The 17629-nt window shown below is 65.0% G+C and carries 15 protein-coding genes; 10 read left to right on the forward strand and 5 right to left on the reverse strand.

Features of this window, described 5'->3' with window-relative positions; translation table 11 throughout:
• Positions 1 to 368: 368 nt before the first annotated feature.
• Positions 369 to 2462, reverse strand: a complete 2094-nt coding sequence (locus N2603_RS08390; RefSeq protein ID WP_260388361.1) for a methyl-accepting chemotaxis protein — start codon at positions 2460 to 2462, stop codon at positions 369 to 371.
• 273 nt (positions 2463 to 2735) lie between these two features.
• Between N2603_RS08390 and N2603_RS08395 the strand changes: the two genes are divergently transcribed.
• Positions 2736 to 2891 carry a Thivi_2564 family membrane protein gene (locus N2603_RS08395; RefSeq protein ID WP_018646636.1) on the forward strand — a complete coding sequence of 52 codons (156 nt, stop codon included), beginning with the start codon at positions 2736 to 2738 and terminating at the stop codon, positions 2889 to 2891.
• A 138-nt stretch (positions 2892 to 3029) separates the two neighbouring features.
• Here N2603_RS08395 and N2603_RS08400 read toward each other — a convergent pair whose 3' ends face one another.
• The 4 genes from N2603_RS08400 to cysD all read right to left on the reverse strand — a co-directional run bounded on the left by N2603_RS08400 (position 3030) and on the right by cysD (position 8744).
• A complete protein-coding gene (locus tag N2603_RS08400) occupies positions 3030 to 3230 on the reverse strand; it encodes a CsbD family protein (protein ID WP_026312563.1) in 201 nt (66 codons plus the stop codon).
• Positions 3231 to 3468: 238 nt separating this feature from the next.
• Complete coding sequence (locus N2603_RS08405) at positions 3469 to 5634, reverse strand: malate synthase G (protein WP_260388362.1); 2166 nt, start codon at positions 5632 to 5634, stop codon at positions 3469 to 3471.
• 378 nt (positions 5635 to 6012) lie between these two features.
• On the reverse strand, positions 6013 to 7929 hold the full coding sequence (gene cysC, locus N2603_RS08410) for an adenylyl-sulfate kinase (protein ID WP_260388363.1): 1917 nt from the start codon (positions 7927 to 7929) through the stop codon (positions 6013 to 6015).
• 20 nt (positions 7930 to 7949) lie between these two features.
• On the reverse strand, positions 7950 to 8744 hold the full coding sequence (gene cysD, locus N2603_RS08415; RefSeq protein ID WP_020608061.1) for a sulfate adenylyltransferase subunit CysD: 795 nt from the start codon (positions 8742 to 8744) through the stop codon (positions 7950 to 7952).
• Positions 8745 to 8989: 245 nt separating this feature from the next.
• Between cysD and cysG the strand changes: the two genes are divergently transcribed.
• From cysG to N2603_RS08460, 9 genes are all read left to right on the forward strand, one after another.
• Positions 8990 to 10414, forward strand: coding sequence for a siroheme synthase CysG (cysG, locus tag N2603_RS08420; protein ID WP_260388364.1), 1425 nt, complete (start codon positions 8990 to 8992; stop codon positions 10412 to 10414).
• The gene (locus N2603_RS08425) at positions 10411 to 10728 is read left to right on the forward strand and encodes a DUF2849 domain-containing protein (RefSeq protein ID WP_018646646.1); all 318 of its coding nucleotides are present in this window, start codon (positions 10411 to 10413) and stop codon (positions 10726 to 10728) included. Before cysG ends, N2603_RS08425 begins: the two co-directional genes overlap by 4 nt.
• 11 nt (positions 10729 to 10739) lie before the next feature.
• Positions 10740 to 12395, forward strand: a complete 1656-nt coding sequence (locus tag N2603_RS08430) for a nitrite/sulfite reductase (protein WP_018646647.1) — start codon at positions 10740 to 10742, stop codon at positions 12393 to 12395.
• Positions 12382 to 12897, forward strand: a complete 516-nt coding sequence (locus N2603_RS08435; protein WP_018646648.1) for a DUF934 domain-containing protein — start codon at positions 12382 to 12384, stop codon at positions 12895 to 12897. The genes N2603_RS08430 and N2603_RS08435 overlap by 14 nt, the downstream gene beginning before the upstream one ends.
• Positions 12894 to 13619, forward strand: a complete 726-nt coding sequence (locus N2603_RS08440; protein WP_260388366.1) for a phosphoadenylyl-sulfate reductase — start codon at positions 12894 to 12896, stop codon at positions 13617 to 13619. The genes N2603_RS08435 and N2603_RS08440 overlap by 4 nt, the downstream gene beginning before the upstream one ends.
• 108 nt (positions 13620 to 13727) lie before the next feature.
• Positions 13728 to 14729, forward strand: a complete 1002-nt coding sequence (locus tag N2603_RS08445; RefSeq protein WP_311741206.1) for a sulfate ABC transporter substrate-binding protein — start codon at positions 13728 to 13730, stop codon at positions 14727 to 14729.
• Between the two features lie 88 nt (positions 14730 to 14817).
• Positions 14818 to 15603 (forward strand): sulfate ABC transporter permease subunit CysT, encoded by a 786-nt coding sequence (gene cysT, locus N2603_RS08450; RefSeq protein WP_035667571.1) that lies wholly within the window; start codon positions 14818 to 14820, stop codon positions 15601 to 15603.
• A gap of 10 nt (positions 15604 to 15613) precedes the next feature.
• A complete protein-coding gene (cysW, locus tag N2603_RS08455; RefSeq protein WP_260388368.1) occupies positions 15614 to 16525 on the forward strand; it encodes a sulfate ABC transporter permease subunit CysW in 912 nt (303 codons plus the stop codon).
• Entirely contained in the window at positions 16515 to 17549 is a 1035-nt protein-coding gene (locus N2603_RS08460; RefSeq protein WP_260388369.1) for a sulfate/molybdate ABC transporter ATP-binding protein, read from the forward strand. Before cysW ends, N2603_RS08460 begins: the two co-directional genes overlap by 11 nt.
• The last annotated feature ends 80 nt before the right edge of the window (positions 17550 to 17629 follow it).

Here is a 17629-nt window from a genome sequence, read left to right on the forward strand (position 1 = left end):
AGCCCCTCGACGAACTTCGAAAGACCAAAGGGTTGCACGTGACAGAGGCGCCTGCCGTGCGGCAGGCGCCTGAGGCGCATTTGGCCCGAAAAGGGTAAAAACTTAGACAGTGCTTCTGCCGTAAAATTACGGGCGCTAACGATGATGAGGAGCCGTTGCGCTGCCGGCATTTGACCGAAGCTAGTGCCTCAATCTACGCCGTCGTCCCGGCGCAGGCCGGGACCCATAACCACAGGGAGCGGTTTGGCGAAGACTCGTTGTTGGTACTTCTGCCGCTTCAGATCGATAGATCGCGCGGTATGGGTCCCGGCCCCCGTGCGCAATTGCGCACTAGGCCGGGACGACACCGGGAGTGTGGCGACCTCGCCCTACGCCGCGCGGATCTTGCCGAGGAAGTCGCTGACCTCGTGGCCGAGCTGGCGGCTCTGGCTCTCCAGCATCTCGGAGGCGTGCTTCACATTGTCCGCGGCCGCGGCGGCGGCATCCGCGTCGGCCTTGACGCCGGTGATGTTGTCCGAGACGTTCTTGGTGCCCTGCGCCGCAAATTGCGTGCTGCGCGTGATTTCCTGGGTCGCCGCCCCCTGCTCCTGCACGGCGGCCGCAATCGCGGTGGCAACTTCGTTCACCTCGCCGATGATGCCGCCGATGGTCTGGATCGCGTTGATGGCGTCTCCGGCGACCTTCTGGATGTCAGCGATCTGCTCCGAAATTTCCTCAGTGGCCTTCGCGGTCTGGCTCGCCAGCGACTTCACCTCGGAGGCAACCACGGCAAAGCCGCGGCCGGCCTCGCCGGCGCGCGCCGCCTCGATCGTGGCGTTGAGTGCGAGCAGATTGGTCTGCGCTGCGATGGTGTTGATGAGGCCGACGACCTCGCCGATGCGTCCGGCGGATTTTGCCAGGCCCTGCACGGTGCCGTCGGTCTCGCGCGCTTGCGTGACGGCGCGGCCGGCGATGCCGGCGGCATGGGCGGCCTGCTGGCTGATGTCGTTGATCGAGGCCGAGAGTTCCTCGGCAGCGGCGGCGACGCTGTCGACGCTCATCGAGGCGTCGTTGGAGGCCTTGCCGGCGACCTGGACGCGGTCGTTGGTCTGGCGCGACACGGCGGACAGATCGCCCGAGGTCTTGCGCATCTCGCCGGAAGCTTCGCTGAGTTCGCCGAGCGTCTTGCGGACCATGCCCTCGAACTCGCCGACATAGGTCTCGATCGCGCGCTGGCGCGCAGTGGCGCCGGCATTGCGCTCGCTTTCCTGCGCCTCGATCTTGAGCTTGTCGGTGGCCTGCTGCTTGAAGGCCTCCAGCGCGCCGGCGAGCGCGCCGATCTCGTCCCTGCGGTCGAGATAGCCGCTGTCGACGGCAAGATCGCCGCCGGCGACCTTGAGCATGGCGTCGCGGATGGTGTTGAGCGGACGGATCACGCGGCGGCTGACCAGCATGATCGCGCCGACGGCGAGGGCGACGGCGAGCGCGAGCAGCACGAGCTGCACGATCAGCGCGCGCAGCGCAGCACCGCGCTGCTCCAGCGTGTGGTTCTTGGCGGCGTCGAGAGCGGTCTCGGCGACGGCAACCGCGCTCGACAGACGGCCCACCGTGACGGGCGTCCACTGGTTCGCGGTCATTTCGGCCTTCTCGCCATTGGCGAGCGTGTTGGCAAGGCGATCGCGAAGGGCCAGATATTGCGGATCGAAATAGGCGGTCTTGGCAGCAGTCATGGCGGACGACAGGGCCGGCGGCAGCTCCATGCCCGAGGCCGACAATTCCAGCGCCTTCCACATCGCGGCCGTTCCGCCGACGAATTGTGTGTAGGCGAGGCGCGCCTCCGGCGCGATGCGGCCGCTGTTGAGTCCGAGGGAGATGATCAGCGACGCCTCACCCGCGGTGTTGCGGAGCAGCCAGGCATTCTGCTTGATCGACAGCAGCTGGTCGATCGCCGCGTCCTGGTGATTGACGGTCGCGGCCAAGGCGTTCGAGAGCTTGTCGAGCGTGTCGAGCAGGCCCTGCGTCGTCTCCATATAGTCCTTCGGCAGGCCGGCGCGGCGCTGGTCCTTGGGCTTGACGACCTCCTCCCAGAACTGCTTCTGCTGCTCGCTCGCCGATTTGTAGAGGCGCGCAAGCTCCGGCACCAGCGTGCCGGACTGCGGAAACTCCATCGTCGGCAGCAGCTCCAGCGCATGTGCCATTGCCGGCATCTCGGCATCCCGGATCGCGCGCAGATATTTCTCGATCTCTGCATCCATCGGCTCGGTCGCGTTGAGGAGCCGGTTGGTGGTCGAACGGTCGGTGCGCAGATTGTGCATCGCCTTGAACAGGTCGGCGGACGCGTCGGCGATCTGCGAGATGCGGTTGGCGGTCTTCAACCGGTCCCAGGAGGCATAGGCCGTGAGCGAGAGCACGACGACCACGCAGACCGACGTGATCGCGATCACTGCCTTGAGCAGCGCGGATACGGTCAGACGATTCAGCATCGAGGTCCCCCAATTCCCATATCGAAGTTCGAGACGGCGCCCCGGCAACATCGAAAACAAAGGGGCCCGTTAGGATCGGCAATCACATGCCGTTGGCGCCTCAAGGCCAGACGGTTTCCGCATGTGAAAGGAAAAGGGTAAAGTTTTAGGCAGCCAGCCGGCTGGTAGAAATACGCATTTACTAGAAGTTGCAATGGGTTGCCTGGATGGAACCGGCGCGCGAGATGGGCGTTAGGATACCGTTAGCAATTTGCCAGAAGGGGGGTCCCTGCAATGCTGATCGGCGTCCTCGTCACTTTCCTCGTCGTCATCCTCGTACTCTATCTCATCAACATGCTGCCGATGGATGGCCGTGCCAAGCAGATCGCGCGCGTCATCGTCATCATCATCGGCATCGTGTCATTGTTGAAATATCTCGCGGTGTTCTAGCGACAGTATCGTAACCCGGATGAGCGCAGCGATATCCGGGGAGCCGCAACAAAGGTCCCGGATGTCGCTTCGCTCATCCGGGCTACGGATCACCACACAAGAAGCCCCGGCCTGAGCCGGGGCTTCGTTCATGCTATGCTAGTGCAGCGACTTCAGCCAGTCGTCGACGTCCTGACGAACCTGGTCCTTGGCCTTGCCGTAGCGTTCCTGGATCCGGCCTTCGAGCTGCTCGCGGCGGCCCTCGATCAATTGAAGATCGTCGTCAGTGAGCTTGCCCCATTTCTCCTTGGCCGATCCCTTGAACTGCTTCCAGTTTCCTTCGATCCGATTCCAGTCCATGACCATCTCCCATGGGTTGATGGCCGGACAACGCGAGGCGCGCGCAGCCGTTCCGTGGTGTGTCGCGACGTTTCGTCTGCCACAAGCGATGGCCTTGTAGCCCGGATGAGCGAGGCGATATCCGGGGTCTTGCCCCAAGCTCCGCCGGTCCCGGATGTCGCTTCGCTCATCCGGGCTACGCGTGCCCAACAAAAAAGCCCCGGCTGTTGCCGGGGCTTTTGGCGTTCAACAGATCAGCTCAACCCAGCGCCTTCGCCTCGCGGCGGCGCGCGGTGAGGATGTACTCGGTATAACCGTTCGGCTGCTCGCGTCCCCTGAAGATCAGGTCGCAGGCGGCCTTGAAGGCAACGCCGTCGAAGGCAGGCGCCATCGGCTTGTAGATGGGATCGCCGGCGTTCTGCTTGTCGACGACGACCGCCATGCGCTTGAGCGATTCCATCACCTGCGCCTCGGTGATCACGCCCTGGTGCAGCCAGTTGGCGAGATGCTGGCTGGAGATGCGCAATGTCGCGCGGTCTTCCATCAGGCCGACGTCGTGAATGTCGGGCACCTTGGAGCAGCCGACGCCCTGGTCGATCCAGCGCACGACATAGCCGAGGATGCCCTGGCAGTTGTTGTCGATCTCCTGCTTGACGTCGTCGGGCGCCCAGTTCGACTTCGACACCGGAATGGTGAGGATGTCGGAGAGCTTTGCACGCGGCCCGCCCTTGGTCAGCTCCTGCTGGCGCGTGATCACGTTGACCTGGTGGTAGTGCAGTGCGTGCAGCGTCGCAGCCGTCGGCGAGGGCACCCAGGCGGTGGTGGCGCCGGCCTGCGGATGGGCGAGCTTCTGCGCCAGCATGTCCGCCATCTTGTCGGGCGCGGCCCACATGCCCTTGCCGATCTGGGCATGGCCGGGCAGGCCACAGGTCAGGCCCATGTCGACGTTCCAGTCCTCATAGGCCTTGATCCAGGCCTGCGCCTTCATCTCGTTCTTGCGGATCATCGGGCCCGCTTCCATCGAGGTGTGGATCTCGTCGCCGGTGCGGTCGAGGAATCCGGTGTTGATGAACATGATGCGCTTGGAGGCGCGCTGGATGCAGGCCTTGAGGTTGACGGTGGTGCGCCGCTCCTCGTCCATGATGCCGACCTTGAGCGTGTTCTCCGGCAGCGAGAGCATTTTCTCGACGCGGTCGAAGATCTCGCAGGTGAGCGAGACTTCGTCGGGGCCGTGCATCTTCGGCTTGACGATATAGGCCGATCCGGTGCGGCTGTTCTTGACCTTGGAGTTACCCTTGAGGTCGTGGATGGCGAGCAGTCCGGAGACGGCGGCATCGAGCAGGCCTTCCGGAACCTCTTCGCCCTTCTCGTCCAGCACCGCGTCGGTGAACATGTGGTGACCGCAATTGCGCATCAAGAGCAGGCTCCGGCCATGCAGCTTGAGCTCGCCCTTGCCGTCAGGCGTCTTGTAGACGCGGTCGGCGTTGAGCGAACGCGTCAGCGTCTTGCCGCCCTTCTCGAAATCGGCTGACAGTGTGCCGTTCATCAGGCCGAGCGTGTTGCGATAGACGAGAACTTTGTCTTCGGCATCGACCGCGGCGACCGAGTCTTCCATGTCCAGAATGGTGGAGACCGCGGCTTCCATGATCATGTCGGCGACGCCGGCCGGATCGTCCTTGCCGATCGTGCTGCTGCGGTCGATCTTCACCTCGACATGCAGGCCATTGCTGACGAGCAGCACCGCGGAAGGTGCAGCCGCATCGCCCTGGAAGCCGGCGAACTGCGCGGCGTTCTTCAGCGCGGTGGCGTTGCCGCTCTTCAGCTTCACCGCGAGCTGGCCCGCGACCACGCTGTAGGCTGTGACGTCGGTGTGGCTGCCGGTCGCCAGCGGCGCGGCGGCATCGAGGAACGCTTTTGCTTTCGCGATCACCTTGTCGCCGCGCGCCTTGTTATAGCCCTTGCCGCTCTCGGACGGGTCGTGCGGGATCGCGTCGGTGCCGTAGAAGGCGTCGTAGAGCGAGCCCCAGCGCGCGTTCGCCGCGTTCAGCGCATAGCGCGCATTGGTGAGCGGCACGACCAGCTGCGGGCCGCAGATCTTGCCGATCTCCTCGTCGACATTGGCGGTCTCGACCTTCTGCGTCGCCGGCTCCGGGACGAGATAGCCGATCTCCTTCAGGAAGGCCGTGTAGGCGTCGAGGTCGAACGCCTTGCCCTTATTGGCGCGGTGCCAGTCGTCGATCTTGACCTGCAGCGTGTCACGCACCGCCAGCAGCGCTCGGTTCTTCGGTCCGAGGTCCTTGATGATGGCGGCAACCCCGGCCCAGAACGCATCCGGCGCGATCCCCGTTTTCGGGGCCGCTTCCTTGGCGATGAAGTCAAACAGGACGGGAGCGATCTTCAATCCGTGGGCGTCGACGCGTTTCATGATGGGCTTTCTTGTTGGAAATGGCTGTTTTTGGCTGCTTTTGACCCGACAGCAGCAAAATGCGCCCACGAGGGGCGGCTTTCGGGACCTATTAGCCCCAAAATCGGGGCGGTGAGAAGACCCCCGGGGGTTTGTCAAAATGTCAAGGTGAGGTGGGGGACTGGGTCGGATCGCGTGGACGCGAAGGCGACGGTCTCTCCCCGACGTCGTCCTGGCGAAAGCCAGGACCCATTCTCCCAGGGAGGAGTTTGGCGAAGACTCGTCGTTCGGGGACTGGCAACCCATCCCTACCGAAAGATCACGCGGTGGGTCCCGGCCCCCGCCAGGACGACACCGTTGATGTGGCGCGGAGTGTGCCCCTTAAGCGGAGCACGTGCCTCAAATATTCGCGGCGAGGTCCACGAGCTCGTCGAACAGTACGCCTGATCTCTTCAGCATCTGCTCGATCTCGTCGGCCGCCTCGGCCACCGTCCGCTTCGACGTGTCGATCACGAGCTCGGCCGCCTGCGGCGCCTCGTAGTCGTTGCCGATGCCTGTGAAAGAGGCAAGCGCGCCGGCGCGCGCCTTCTTGTAATGGCCCTTGGGATCGCGCTCCTCGCAGACGCCGGCCGGCGTTGCGACATGGATCTCGCGGAACGCGGTATCGGCGATGCGGCGCGCGGTAGCGCGGTCCTCGCGCGCCGGCGAGACGGCGGCGACGATGGCGATGTGGCCGTTGCGGGCGAGATGCGTCGCGACCTCGGCGAGGCGGCGGATGTTCTCGCTGCGATCGGTGGCCGAGAAGCCGAGATCGCCGTTGAGGCCGGCGCGGAGCGTGTCGCCGTCGAGCAGGATCGGCGAGCCGCCATTGCTGAAGAGACGCCGCTCCAGCGCCTTCGCCAGCGTCGACTTGCCGGAGGCCGGCAGGCCGGTGAGCCAGACCACGGCGCCGTTGTGGCGATAGCGCGCCGAGCGCTCGTCGGGTCGCAGTGCCGATTCCACCGGTACGATATCGACGGGCACGGCGCGCTGGCCGGCATCGACCGACAGCACGAGGCCGCCGCCGGCGATACGGCCGGAAACCTCGATGACGAGACGGCCGGTGCGCGGATTCTCGGTGTAGGGATCGGTGGCAATCGGATTGGACAGAGAAATGTCGATCTCGCCGACATGGTTGCGGCCGATCGCCTTGTTCTCGCTGCTCGAGAGCTCGCCGGGATCGACCGCCTTCTCGATGGCGACGACGGTGGCGCGGCTTTCCTTCGGCCCGCAGCGCACCAGCAGCTGGTCGCCCTTGGCGAGCGGCTTGTCGTGCAGCCAGAAGATGCGCGCGCGCAGGCGGCGCGTCTCGCGCGGGGCGGTGCCGGCATGCGCGACGATATCGCCGCGCTCGATGAACAGCTCGCGGTCGAGCGTGATGCCGACCGAGCGGCCCGCTCCTTGCCGTCCCGCGACCGGCGTCACCGGCCAGCTCTCGACCGTCTTGATCTTCGCGATCTTGCCGGCCGGCATGATCACGATCTCGTCGCCAGCAATGAGGCTACCGGATTCGATGCGGCCTGCCACGATGCGGCGGTCGTCGAACTTGTAGATCGCCTGCACGGGCAGGCGCAGCGCCAGCGCTTCGAGCGGCCGCGCGGGTTCGAGCCTGTCGAGCGCCTCGACCACGGTCGGCCCCTTGTACCAGCCGATGCGGTCGGTGCGCTCGGCAACGCCGTCGCCGTCGCGCGCGGAGATCGGGATCACGGCGGTCGGCGTCACGCCGAGACCGTTGAGATGCGCGGAAATCTCGTCGCTGATGTCCTTGAAGCGATCGGCCGAGAAATCGACGCGGTCCATCTTGTTGACGACGACGGCGACCTGCTTCACGCCGAGCAGATGCAGGAGATAGCCGTGCCGCCTGGTCTGGTCGCGCACGCCCTCCAGCGCGTCGATGATCAGCACCGCGCCGTCGGCCTGCGAGGCGCCGGTGATCATGTTGCGCAGGAATTCGGCATGGCCGGGCGCGTCGATCAAGACGATGTCGCGCGAATTGGTGCGGAAGCGGATCTGCGTGGTGTCGATGGTGATGCCCTGGTCGCGCTCGGTCTGTAGTGCATCGAGCAGGAACGACCATTCGAACGGCATGCCGCGCCGCGCGCTGACGGCTTTGAGCATTTCGAGCTTGCCGTCGGGTAGGCTGCCGGTCTCATGCAGCAGGCGGCCGACCAGCGTCGACTTGCCGTGGTCGACGTGGCCGACAATGACGATGCGCACTTGCGGACGCGTGGTGCCGTTCGGGGTCGCAGGCGAAGCGGGAGTGACGATCATGTTCATAGCCGCAAAGCGTCCTAAGGTCAGAGATAGCCGGCGACGCGAAGGCGCTCGAAGGCGTCCTCGGTCTCGTGGTCGAGCGCGCGTCCGGCACGCTCCGGCACCTTGGTCTGCTCGAGCTCGACCAGGATCTCGTCGATGGTCGATGCCGTCGAATTCACGGGGTTGGTGATGTCCTGATCGCCCAGCGAGCGATAGCGCTTGCCGTTCTGCGACAGATAAAGCGGGATGATCGGAATGTTCTCGCGCTTGGTGTAGGCCCAGATGTCGGCCTCGGTCCAATGCAGGATCGGATGGATGCGCAAATGTGCGCCTTGCGGCGGCGAGGCGTTGAAGTGGTCCCAGAACTCCGGCGGCTGGTCGCGCACGTCCCAATTGCCTTCGAGGCCGCGCGGCGAGAATACGCGCTCCTTGGCGCGGGTCGCTTCCTCGTCGCGGCGGATGCCGGCGATCAGGCCGTCGAAACCGTACTTCGCGAGCGCCATCTTGAGGCCCTCGGTCTTGCGCGCGGCGGAACGGGCGGCGGGGGGAAGCGTCGGGTCGACGGCATCGATGGGCGGGCAGGGCTCGACGCGCAGATCGAGATCCCATTCCTTCCCGTAATGATCGCGGAAGCGATACATCTCCGGAAACTTCTTGCCGGTGTCGACATGGAGCGCCGGGAACGGCATGCGGCCGAAGAACGCTTTCCGCGCCAGCCAGATCATGACGTTGGAGTCCTTGCCGAGCGACCACAGCAGGGCGATCTTCTTCAGGCGGGCGAAGGCCTCGCGAAAGATGTAGATGCTCTGCGCCTCGAGCTGGTCGAGGTGGTCCATGCTGGGCGCAACGTCAGCAGAAAATTCTTGCGAGCCTGAGCGGCTGGCGGAGGCCGGGCTGCTCACTCCGACAGCTGCGGAATCGTCCTTGAGAAGATGCATCTCTGCCACTTTGCGTTTGGAGGCGAATTTTCTATAGTTGCGGTGCAGAAGAGAAGAAAAAATTTTCTCTTTGCGCGCTCGAAACGACACATATATAGAAAATAATTCCAGTCAACCCCGGATGTGGGGGAAGCGAGTATCGCATGCGGTTCTTGCCGGTGTTTCTCGATCTGAAGGCCGGTCCGGTGGTCCTCATCGGCGCGGGTGAGCTTTTGCGCGCCAAGCTGCGCGTGCTCGCCGCTGCCGGCGCGCGCCTCCGCGTGCATGCGATCGACGGCAATCATGACCTGGGCCTTGGCTCCGAGGACGCGGCGCGCATCGAAATCGCGGCCGGCGATCCGCTGACCGCTGATCTCTCCGGCGTCATCGCTATCGTCTGTGCGGGTGCGGGCGACGTCGGCGTTGCCATGTCGGCGCGGGCGAAGGCGCTCGGCCTGCCCGTCAACGTCATGGACGATCTCGAGCATTCCAGCTTCATCTTCCCGGCTATCGTCGATCGCGGCGATGTCGTGGTCGCGGTCGGCACCGGCGGCACATCGCCGGTGGTAGCGCGGCGCGTGCGCGAGAAGATCGAGGCGCTGCTGCCGGCGCGCATCGGCGAGCTCGCCGAGTTCATCGGCACCTTTCGCAAATCCATCAACGAGCGCATCGCCGAGTTTCCGCTGCGCCGCCGCTTCTGGGAGCGCGTCATCGACGGTCCGATCGGCGCCGCCGTGCTCTCGGGGCGCAAGGGCGAAGCGGACGCGGCGCTCAAGGCGATTACCGATCCCTCCGATTTCGCGCGTGCCGACAAGCCGGAAGGCTCGGTCGCGCTGGTCGGTGCCGGTCCCGGCGATCCTGACCTCCTCACCATCAAGGCGCTGCGCGCACTTCAGGACGCCGACATCGTCTTCCACGACGAGCTGGTTTCGCCCGAGATTCTCGACCGCATCCGCCGCGACACCACGCGCGTGCCGGTCGGCCGCCGCGTCGGCAAGCCCGGCATCGGCCAGGACGCCATCAACAAGCGTATGATCGAGGCCGCGCAATCAGGCCAGCGCGTGGTGCGGCTGAAGGGCGGCGATCCCCTCGTGTTCGGCCGCGGCGGTGAGGAAGTGGAAGCGCTGCGTGCCGCCGGCGTCGCCTATTCGATCATTCCCGGCATCACCGCAGGACTGGGTGGCGCTGCCGATTTCGAGGTGCCGCTCACTTACCGTCACGAAGCAACCCGCATCACCTTCCTCACCGCGCACAAGGCGCGCGATGCCGAAGCCGTGGACTGGTCCACGATGACCGACACGAAAATGACGGTCGTGGTCTACATGGGCATGACTGCGGCACCCGCCGTGCGCGCCGGCCTGTTCGCGGCCGGACGTTCGCCGGAAACGCCGGTCGGCGTGTTCGCTCGTGTCACCCGGCCCGATGCGCAAGGAGCGGTCGGTACGCTGCGCGACCTGCCCGAGCTCGTGCGGCGGATCCAGGGCGGTCCCGCCATCCTCATCATCGGCGACGTGGTCCGGCATGCCGGCTCGCTTCGCCGCCAAACACCCAAGCAAATCATCTCTGACCTATTGGATGCAGCCGAATGACCTCTCCGCTCGAACAGAAGAAGATCAAGATCGCCGGCCCCTCGGTTGTGACCGCCAATCGCACCTGGGACGGCATCGTGGTGTACCGCACCGCCGCCAAGAGCTGGTCCGCGGACCTCTCGGAAGCTGCGATCGTGCGCAACTCCGATGAGGCCAAGGCGTTGCTTGCGGAGTCGGTGGCCGATGACGTTGGCGCCATCGGTCCCTATATCGCGCCCGTGCAGGTCGGCGAGGACGGCAAGATCCTGCCCGGCAACCTGCGCGAACAGATCCGCCGCACCGGCGTCACCATCGGACAGCCGGCCCAGGTTTAAGGCATCCTTCTATGTACGCTTATGACGAAATCGACCGCACGCTCGTCAACGAGCGCGTCTCGGAGTTCCGCGACCAGGTGAAGCGGCGCTTGTCCGGCGAGCTCACCGAGGACGAGTTCAAGATCCTGCGCTTGCAGAACGGCGTCTATCTGCAACTGCACGCCTATATGTTCCGCGTCGCGATCCCCTACGGGACGCTGGCGACGAACCAGTTGCGGGCGCTGGCGCATGTCGCGCGCAAATATGACCGCGGCTATGGCCATTTCACCACGCGCCAGAACATCCAGTTCAACTGGATCAAGCTCGCCGAGCTGCCGGATGCGCTGGCTGATCTCGCCGAGGTCGGCATCCACGCGATGCAGACCTCCGGCAACAACATGCGCAACGTCACCTCGGACCAGTGGGCCGGCGTCGCGCCGGGCGAGATCGAGGATCCCCGCATCTGGTCGGAGCTGATCCGCCAGCACACCACGCTGCATCCGGAATTCTCGTTCCTGCCGCGCAAGTTCAAGATTGCGATCACCGCCTCGGACCACGATCGCGCCGCGATCAAGATCCACGACATCGGCCTCCGCCTGATCAAGAACGAGAAGGGCGAGACCGGTTTCGAGGTGCTGGTCGGCGGCGGTCTCGGCCGCACGCCGTTCATCGCCAAGACCATCAAGCACTTCGTGCACGGCCGCGACATCCTCAGCTACATCGAGGCGATCCTGCGCGTCTACAACCAGTACGGCCGCCGCGACAACATCTACAAGGCGCGCATCAAGATCCTGGTGCACGAGCTCGGCATCGAGAAATTCTCGCGCGAGGTCGAGGAGGAGTGGCAGCACATTCGCAACTCCTCGCTCCAGATCGACGACGAGGTGATCGAGGACATCCGCTCGCGCTTCACCTATCCGGCCTATGAGAAGCTGCCGCACATGCCGGACGAGCTGCGCCAGGCCGCGGCCGATCCCGAGTTCGAGGCGTGGCGCAAGAACTCGGTGGCTCCGCACAAGGTGCAGGGCTATTCGATCGTCACGATCTCGCTGAAGCCGACCGGCGGGCCTCCGGGCGATGCCACGGCCGAGCAGATGGACGCGCTCGCTGACCTCGCCGACAAATATTCCTTCGGCGAGATCCGGGTCGGCCATGAGCAGAATCTGGCGCTGCCGCACGTCGCCAAGCGCGATTTGCCGGCGTTATGGAAGGCGCTCGACAAGCTTGGTCTTGCGACGCCCAACGTCAATCTGATCACCGACATCATCGCCTGCCCCGGGCTCGACTATTGCTCGCTGGCGAATGCGCGCTCGATCCCGATCGCGCAGGAGCTGACGCGGCGCTTTGCCAATCATGAGCTCGCCAACCTGATCGGGCGGCTGCACATCAACATCTCCGGCTGCATCAATGCCTGCGGACATCACCATGTCGGCCATATCGGCATTCTCGGCGTCGAGAAGAACGGCGAGGAGGTCTACCAGATCACCATCGGCGGCCGCGCCGACGAGAACGCCGCGCTCGGCACCCTGATCGGTCCCGGCGTCAAGTTCGACGAGGTCGCCGACGTCATCGAGGACGTCGTGGAGGCGTATCTGGCGCTGCGCGAGCGCCCGGAAGAATTGTTCATGGACACGGTGAAGCGCCTCGGTGTCGAACCCTTCAAGGAGCGCGTCTATGCCACTCGTTAACGGCGGAAAGATCGCCGACGACAGCTTCGTCAAGCTGGCCGTCGACACCCCGCTGCCCGAGGGCGGCGACATCCTGGTGCCGGCAGAGCGCTTCCTCGGCGAGGCCGACGCGCTGCTCAAGCGTTCGGGCAAGGTCGGCGTGATCTGGCCGAACAATCGCGACATCGCCGAGCTTGTGCCGTATCTCGGCAAGATCGCCGCGGTTGCGCTGGTGTTCCCGACCTTCCGGGACGGGCGCGCCTACAGCCAGGCGCGGCTGCTGCGCGAACGCTACAACTATCGCGGCGAGCTGCGCGCGACGGGCCAGGTGCTCCGCGACCAGTTCGTGTTCATGCTGCGTGCCGGCTTCGATTCCTTCGAGGTCAAGAAGCAGGCCGACGCAGAAGCCTTCATGCAGACCGCCAAGCGCTATTCGGTGTTCTACCAGCCGACCGGCGACGGCCGTGTCACGGCGCTGCACCGGCGCATGCAGCTGCGTCACTCCGAAGGTGTCGGCACGTGAACGCGATCGCGCCTCAGGTTTCGTCCATCTCTGCGCTGCCTTCGGCGGAGGAGCTCGATCGCGCCTTGCGCGATGCCTCGCCCGCGGAGGTCATTGCCGCGGCGGTGAAGACGGTCGGGCGCGAGAAGCTTGCGCTGGTGTCGTCCTTCGGCACGGAATCGGCGACGCTCTTGAAGGTGATGGCGGATGTCGATCCTGCGATCCCCGTGGTCTTCCTCGACACCGGATGGCTGTTCGAGGAGACGCTGGCCTATCGCGACACGCTGATCGCGGCGCTGGGCTTGAAGGACGTGCGCTCGATCAAGCCGGCGGAGGAGACGCTGTCGCGCGAGGATCCCGACCGCGACCTCTGGTTCTCCGATCCCGATGCCTGCTGCCGCATTCGTAAGGTCGAGCCGCTGGCGCGCGCGCTGCAGCCGTTCGACGCCTGGCTCAACGGCCGCAAGCGCTTCCAAGGCAATGCACGCGCCGATATTCCCGTCGTCGAGATCGACGGTGCGCGGTTGAAGTTCAATCCGTTCGCCAATGTCTCGCGTGAGGAACTCGAGGCGATCTTCGTCCGCGCCAAATTGCCGCGTCATCCACTGGCTGCCTCCGGTTTCCTGTCGGTTGGGTGTATGCCTTGCACCAGCAGAACGGCCGAGGGCGAGGATGCGCGCGCCGGTCGCTGGCGCGGCCGGTCGAAGACGGAATGCGGCATCCACACGATGAAGATTTCGTAGCACAGTTGAGTTGCCCGGCTGCGAACAAGAAAATCCGGTTCCGTTGACTTAAGCGCGTTTCGCCCCGAGTTATGCCTGCCATCGATGACGCCGATGTCGTCGAGGTGAATGGAGATGGACATGATGCGCCGTATCGTTCCGCTCGTGGCAGGACTGCTTTGGGCAAGCTCGGCTCTCGCCGCCGACATCAATCTTCTGAACGTGTCGTACGATCCGACGCGTGAGCTCTATGCCGAGTTCAACAAGGCGTTCGCGACCGCCTATCAGAAGGAGACCGGCAAGAGCGTCGAGATCAAGCAGTCGCATGGCGGCAGCGGCTCGCAGGCGCGTAGCGTGATCGACGGCTTGCAGGCCGATGTGGTGACGCTGGCGCTCGCCTATGACATCGACGCCATCGCAAACAAGGGCCTCACCGCGGCCGACTGGCAGAAGCGGCTGCCGCAGAATTCATCACCCTACACCTCGACCATCGTGTTCCTGGTGCGCAAGGGCAATCCCAAGGGCATCAAGGACTGGGACGATCTGCTCAAGCCGGGCGTTGCCGTAATCACGCCCAACCCGAAGACCTCGGGCGGGGCGCGCTGGAATTATCTCGCCGCCTGGGGCTTTGCGCAGAAGAAGTACGGCTCGGCCGACAAGGCCAAGGACTTCATCGGAAAACTCTACCAGCAGGTTCCGGTGCTGGACACCGGCGCGCGCGGCGCCACCGTGACCTTCGTCGAGCGCGGCGTCGGCGACGTGCTGCTCGCCTGGGAGAACGAGGCGTTCCTCGCGCTGAAGGAGTTCGGCGCGAACAAGTTCGAGATCGTGGCGCCGCCCCAGTCGATCCTCGCCGAGCCGCCGGTCGCGATCGTGGACAAGGTTTCCGACAAGAAGGGCACGCGCAACGCGGCCGATGCCTACCTTCAGTACTGGTACACCAAGGAGGGGCAAGAGATCGCCGCGCGCAACTTCTACCGTCCGCGCGATGCCGAGATCGCCAAGAAGTACGAAAACGCCTTCGCCAAGGTCGAGCTGTTCACGATCGACGACGTCTTCGGCGGCTGGACCAAGGCGCAGAAGGAACATTTTGCCGACGGCGGCGTTTTCGATCAGATTTACAAGAACTGATCGGGCGCTGTCGTAGGAGGCTTTAGCAGGGGGCCTGGTGAGCGCACTAGCAGCACGACGCCGGACATTGCCGGGCTTCGGTCTCACGATGGGACTGACGCTTTCCTGGCTGTCGATCATCATCCTGATTCCGCTCGCCGGCTTGTTCCTGAAATCGTTCGAGCTCAGTCCCGAGCAGTTCTGGAACATCCTCTCCAGCCGCCGCACTCTGAACGCGCTCCGCGTCTCCTTCGGGCTCGCGTTCGCGGCCGCCTGCGTCAATCTGGTGATGGGCAGCATCATCGTCTGGGCGCTGGTGCGCTACCGCTTTCCCGGCCGGCGCATCTTCGATGCCATCGTCGACGTGCCTTTCGCGCTGCCGACGGCGGTGGCCGGCGTCGCGCTGACCGCGCTGTTCGCCGAGAAGGGCTGGCTGGGAGCGCCGCTCGCGGCACTCGGCATCAAGGTGGCGTTTACGCCGGTCGGCATATTCGTTGCCATGATCTTCATCGGCATCCCCTTCGTGGTCCGCACCGTGCAGCCGGTGCTCCAGGATCTCGACCCCGAGATCGAGGAGGCCGCGGGCAGCCTGGGGGCCAGCCGCTGGCAGACCATCATTCGCGTGATCCTGCCCTCGCTCGCACCGGCGCTGCTGACGGGGCTTGCGCTGGCCTTTGCCCGCGCCGTCGGGGAATACGGCTCGGTGATCTTCATCGCCGGCAATCTGCCCAACGTCTCGGAGATCGCACCGCTCTTGATCGTGATCCGCCTCTCCGAATTCCGCTATGCCGATGCGACCGCCATTGCGGTGGTCATGCTTGTCGTCTCCTTCGTCGTCATCTTCGCCGTCAACCGGCTCCAGCGCTGGGCGCAGAGCCGGATTCCGGCGCGCTGAGGAGGATGCGATGACGATGCAGATCGCAGATACCGTGTCGCTCTCGGCCTCTGAGGCCAAGTCGCGCGCGCATGCCGCAGCGGCGCAGGACAATTTGCGCACTGAGCCGCGCGCGGTGCGCATCGCCATCATCACGCTGGCGATCGTCTTCCTCAGCGTCTTCGTGGTGCTGCCGCTGGTGGTCGTGTTCGCGCAGGCGTTCTCGAGAGGCGTCCTGGCTTATCTTTCCGCACTTGCCGAGCCGGAGGCGATAGCGGCGATCAAGCTGACGTTGATCGTCGCGGCGATCTCGGTCGGCCTCAATCTCGTGTTCGGCCTCGTCGCCGCCTGGGCGATCGCCAAGTTCGAATTCAGAGGCAAGACCTTCCTGATCACGCTGATCGACCTGCCGTTCTCCGTGAGTCCGGTGATCTCGGGCCTCGTCTTCGTGCTGCTGTTCGGCGCCCAAGGCTATTTCGGCAGCTGGCTTAGGGATCACGACATCCAGATCCTGTTCGCGGTGCCCGGCATCGCGCTTGCAACCACCTTCGTGACGTTCCCGTTCGTGGCGCGTGCGCTGATCCCCTTGATGCAGGAGCAGGGCACGCAGGAGGAGGAGGCCGCGATCTCGCTCGGCGCTTCGGGCCTGCAGACCTTCTTCCGCGTCACGTTGCCCAACATCAAATGGGGCGTGCTCTACGGCGTCCTGCTCTGCAACGCCCGCGCGATGGGCGAGTTCGGCGCGGTCTCGGTCGTCTCCGGCCACATCCGCGGCGAGACCAACACCATGCCGCTGCTGGTCGAGATCCTCTACAACGAGTACCAGTTCGTCGCCGCCTTCGCGATCGCCTCGCTGCTGGCGATGCTGGCGCTGATCACGCTGATCGCAAAAACCGTCCTCGAACGTCATCTCGACGAAGGAGAAGACGCAAGTGACCATTGAAGTCAGGAATCTCGTCAAGAAGTTCGGCAGCTTTGCCGCCCTCGACGGCGTCGACCTCAAGGTCGACAATGGCGAGCTGCTGGCGCTGCTCGGGCCCTCCGGCTCCGGCAAGACCACCTTGCTGCGGATCATCGCCGGTCTCGACTGGCCGGATTCCGGCGAAGTCTCCTTCAACGGCGAGGACGCGCTGGCGCAAGGAGCCCGCGAGCGTCACGTCGGCTTCGTGTTCCAGCATTATGCACTGTTCCGCCACATGACGGTGTTCGAGAACGTCGCCTTCGGCCTGCGCGTGCAGCCGCGCGCGGTCCGCAAGGATGAGTCCACCATTCGCGCGCGTGTCAAAGAGCTGCTCGATCTCGTCCAGCTCGACTGGCTCGCCGACCGCTATCCGAGCCAGCTCTCCGGCGGCCAGCGCCAGCGCATTGCGCTCGCCCGTGCGCTGGCGATCGAGCCGCGCATCCTCCTGCTCGACGAGCCCTTCGGTGCGCTCGATGCCAAGGTGCGGAAAGAGCTGCGCAGATGGCTGCGCTCGCTGCACCACGAGATCAACGTCACCTCGATCTTCGTCACCCACGACCAGGAGGAGGCGCTCGAGGTCGCCAACCGCGTCGTGGTGATGGACAAGGGCCGGATCGAGCAGATCGGCTCACCCGACGACGTCTATGAAACCCCGGCGACGGCCTTCGTGCATGGCTTCATCGGCGAATCCATCGAGCTGCCGGTCCAGGTCGATAGCGGCGTGATCAGGCTCGGCGACCGGCCGCTTCAGCTCGCGGCGGAGGGCCTCGTGCCTGGCGCGTCAAAGCTGTTCGTACGGCGACATGACATGCTGGTCGGCCCGCCCGGCACCGGCGCCTTCGAGGGCGCGGTCCAGCATGTCCGCAATTTCGGCCCGGTACAGCGGGCGGAGGTCGCGCTGTCAGGCGGCGAAACCATCGAGATCGACGCCCCCCGCGACAAGGAACTGCGCGCCGGCGACACCATCGGCCTCAATCCCCGCCGCTACCGGATCTTTGCGGGCTAAGGCCCCGTCATTCCGGGATGGTCCGAAGGACCAGACCCGGAATCCTGAGATTGTGGCGCGAGATTCCGGGTTCAGTGCTG

The organism is Bradyrhizobium huanghuaihaiense, from assembly GCF_025200885.1.
In the GTDB taxonomy this organism is placed as follows: domain Bacteria; phylum Pseudomonadota; class Alphaproteobacteria; order Rhizobiales; family Xanthobacteraceae; genus Bradyrhizobium; species Bradyrhizobium huanghuaihaiense.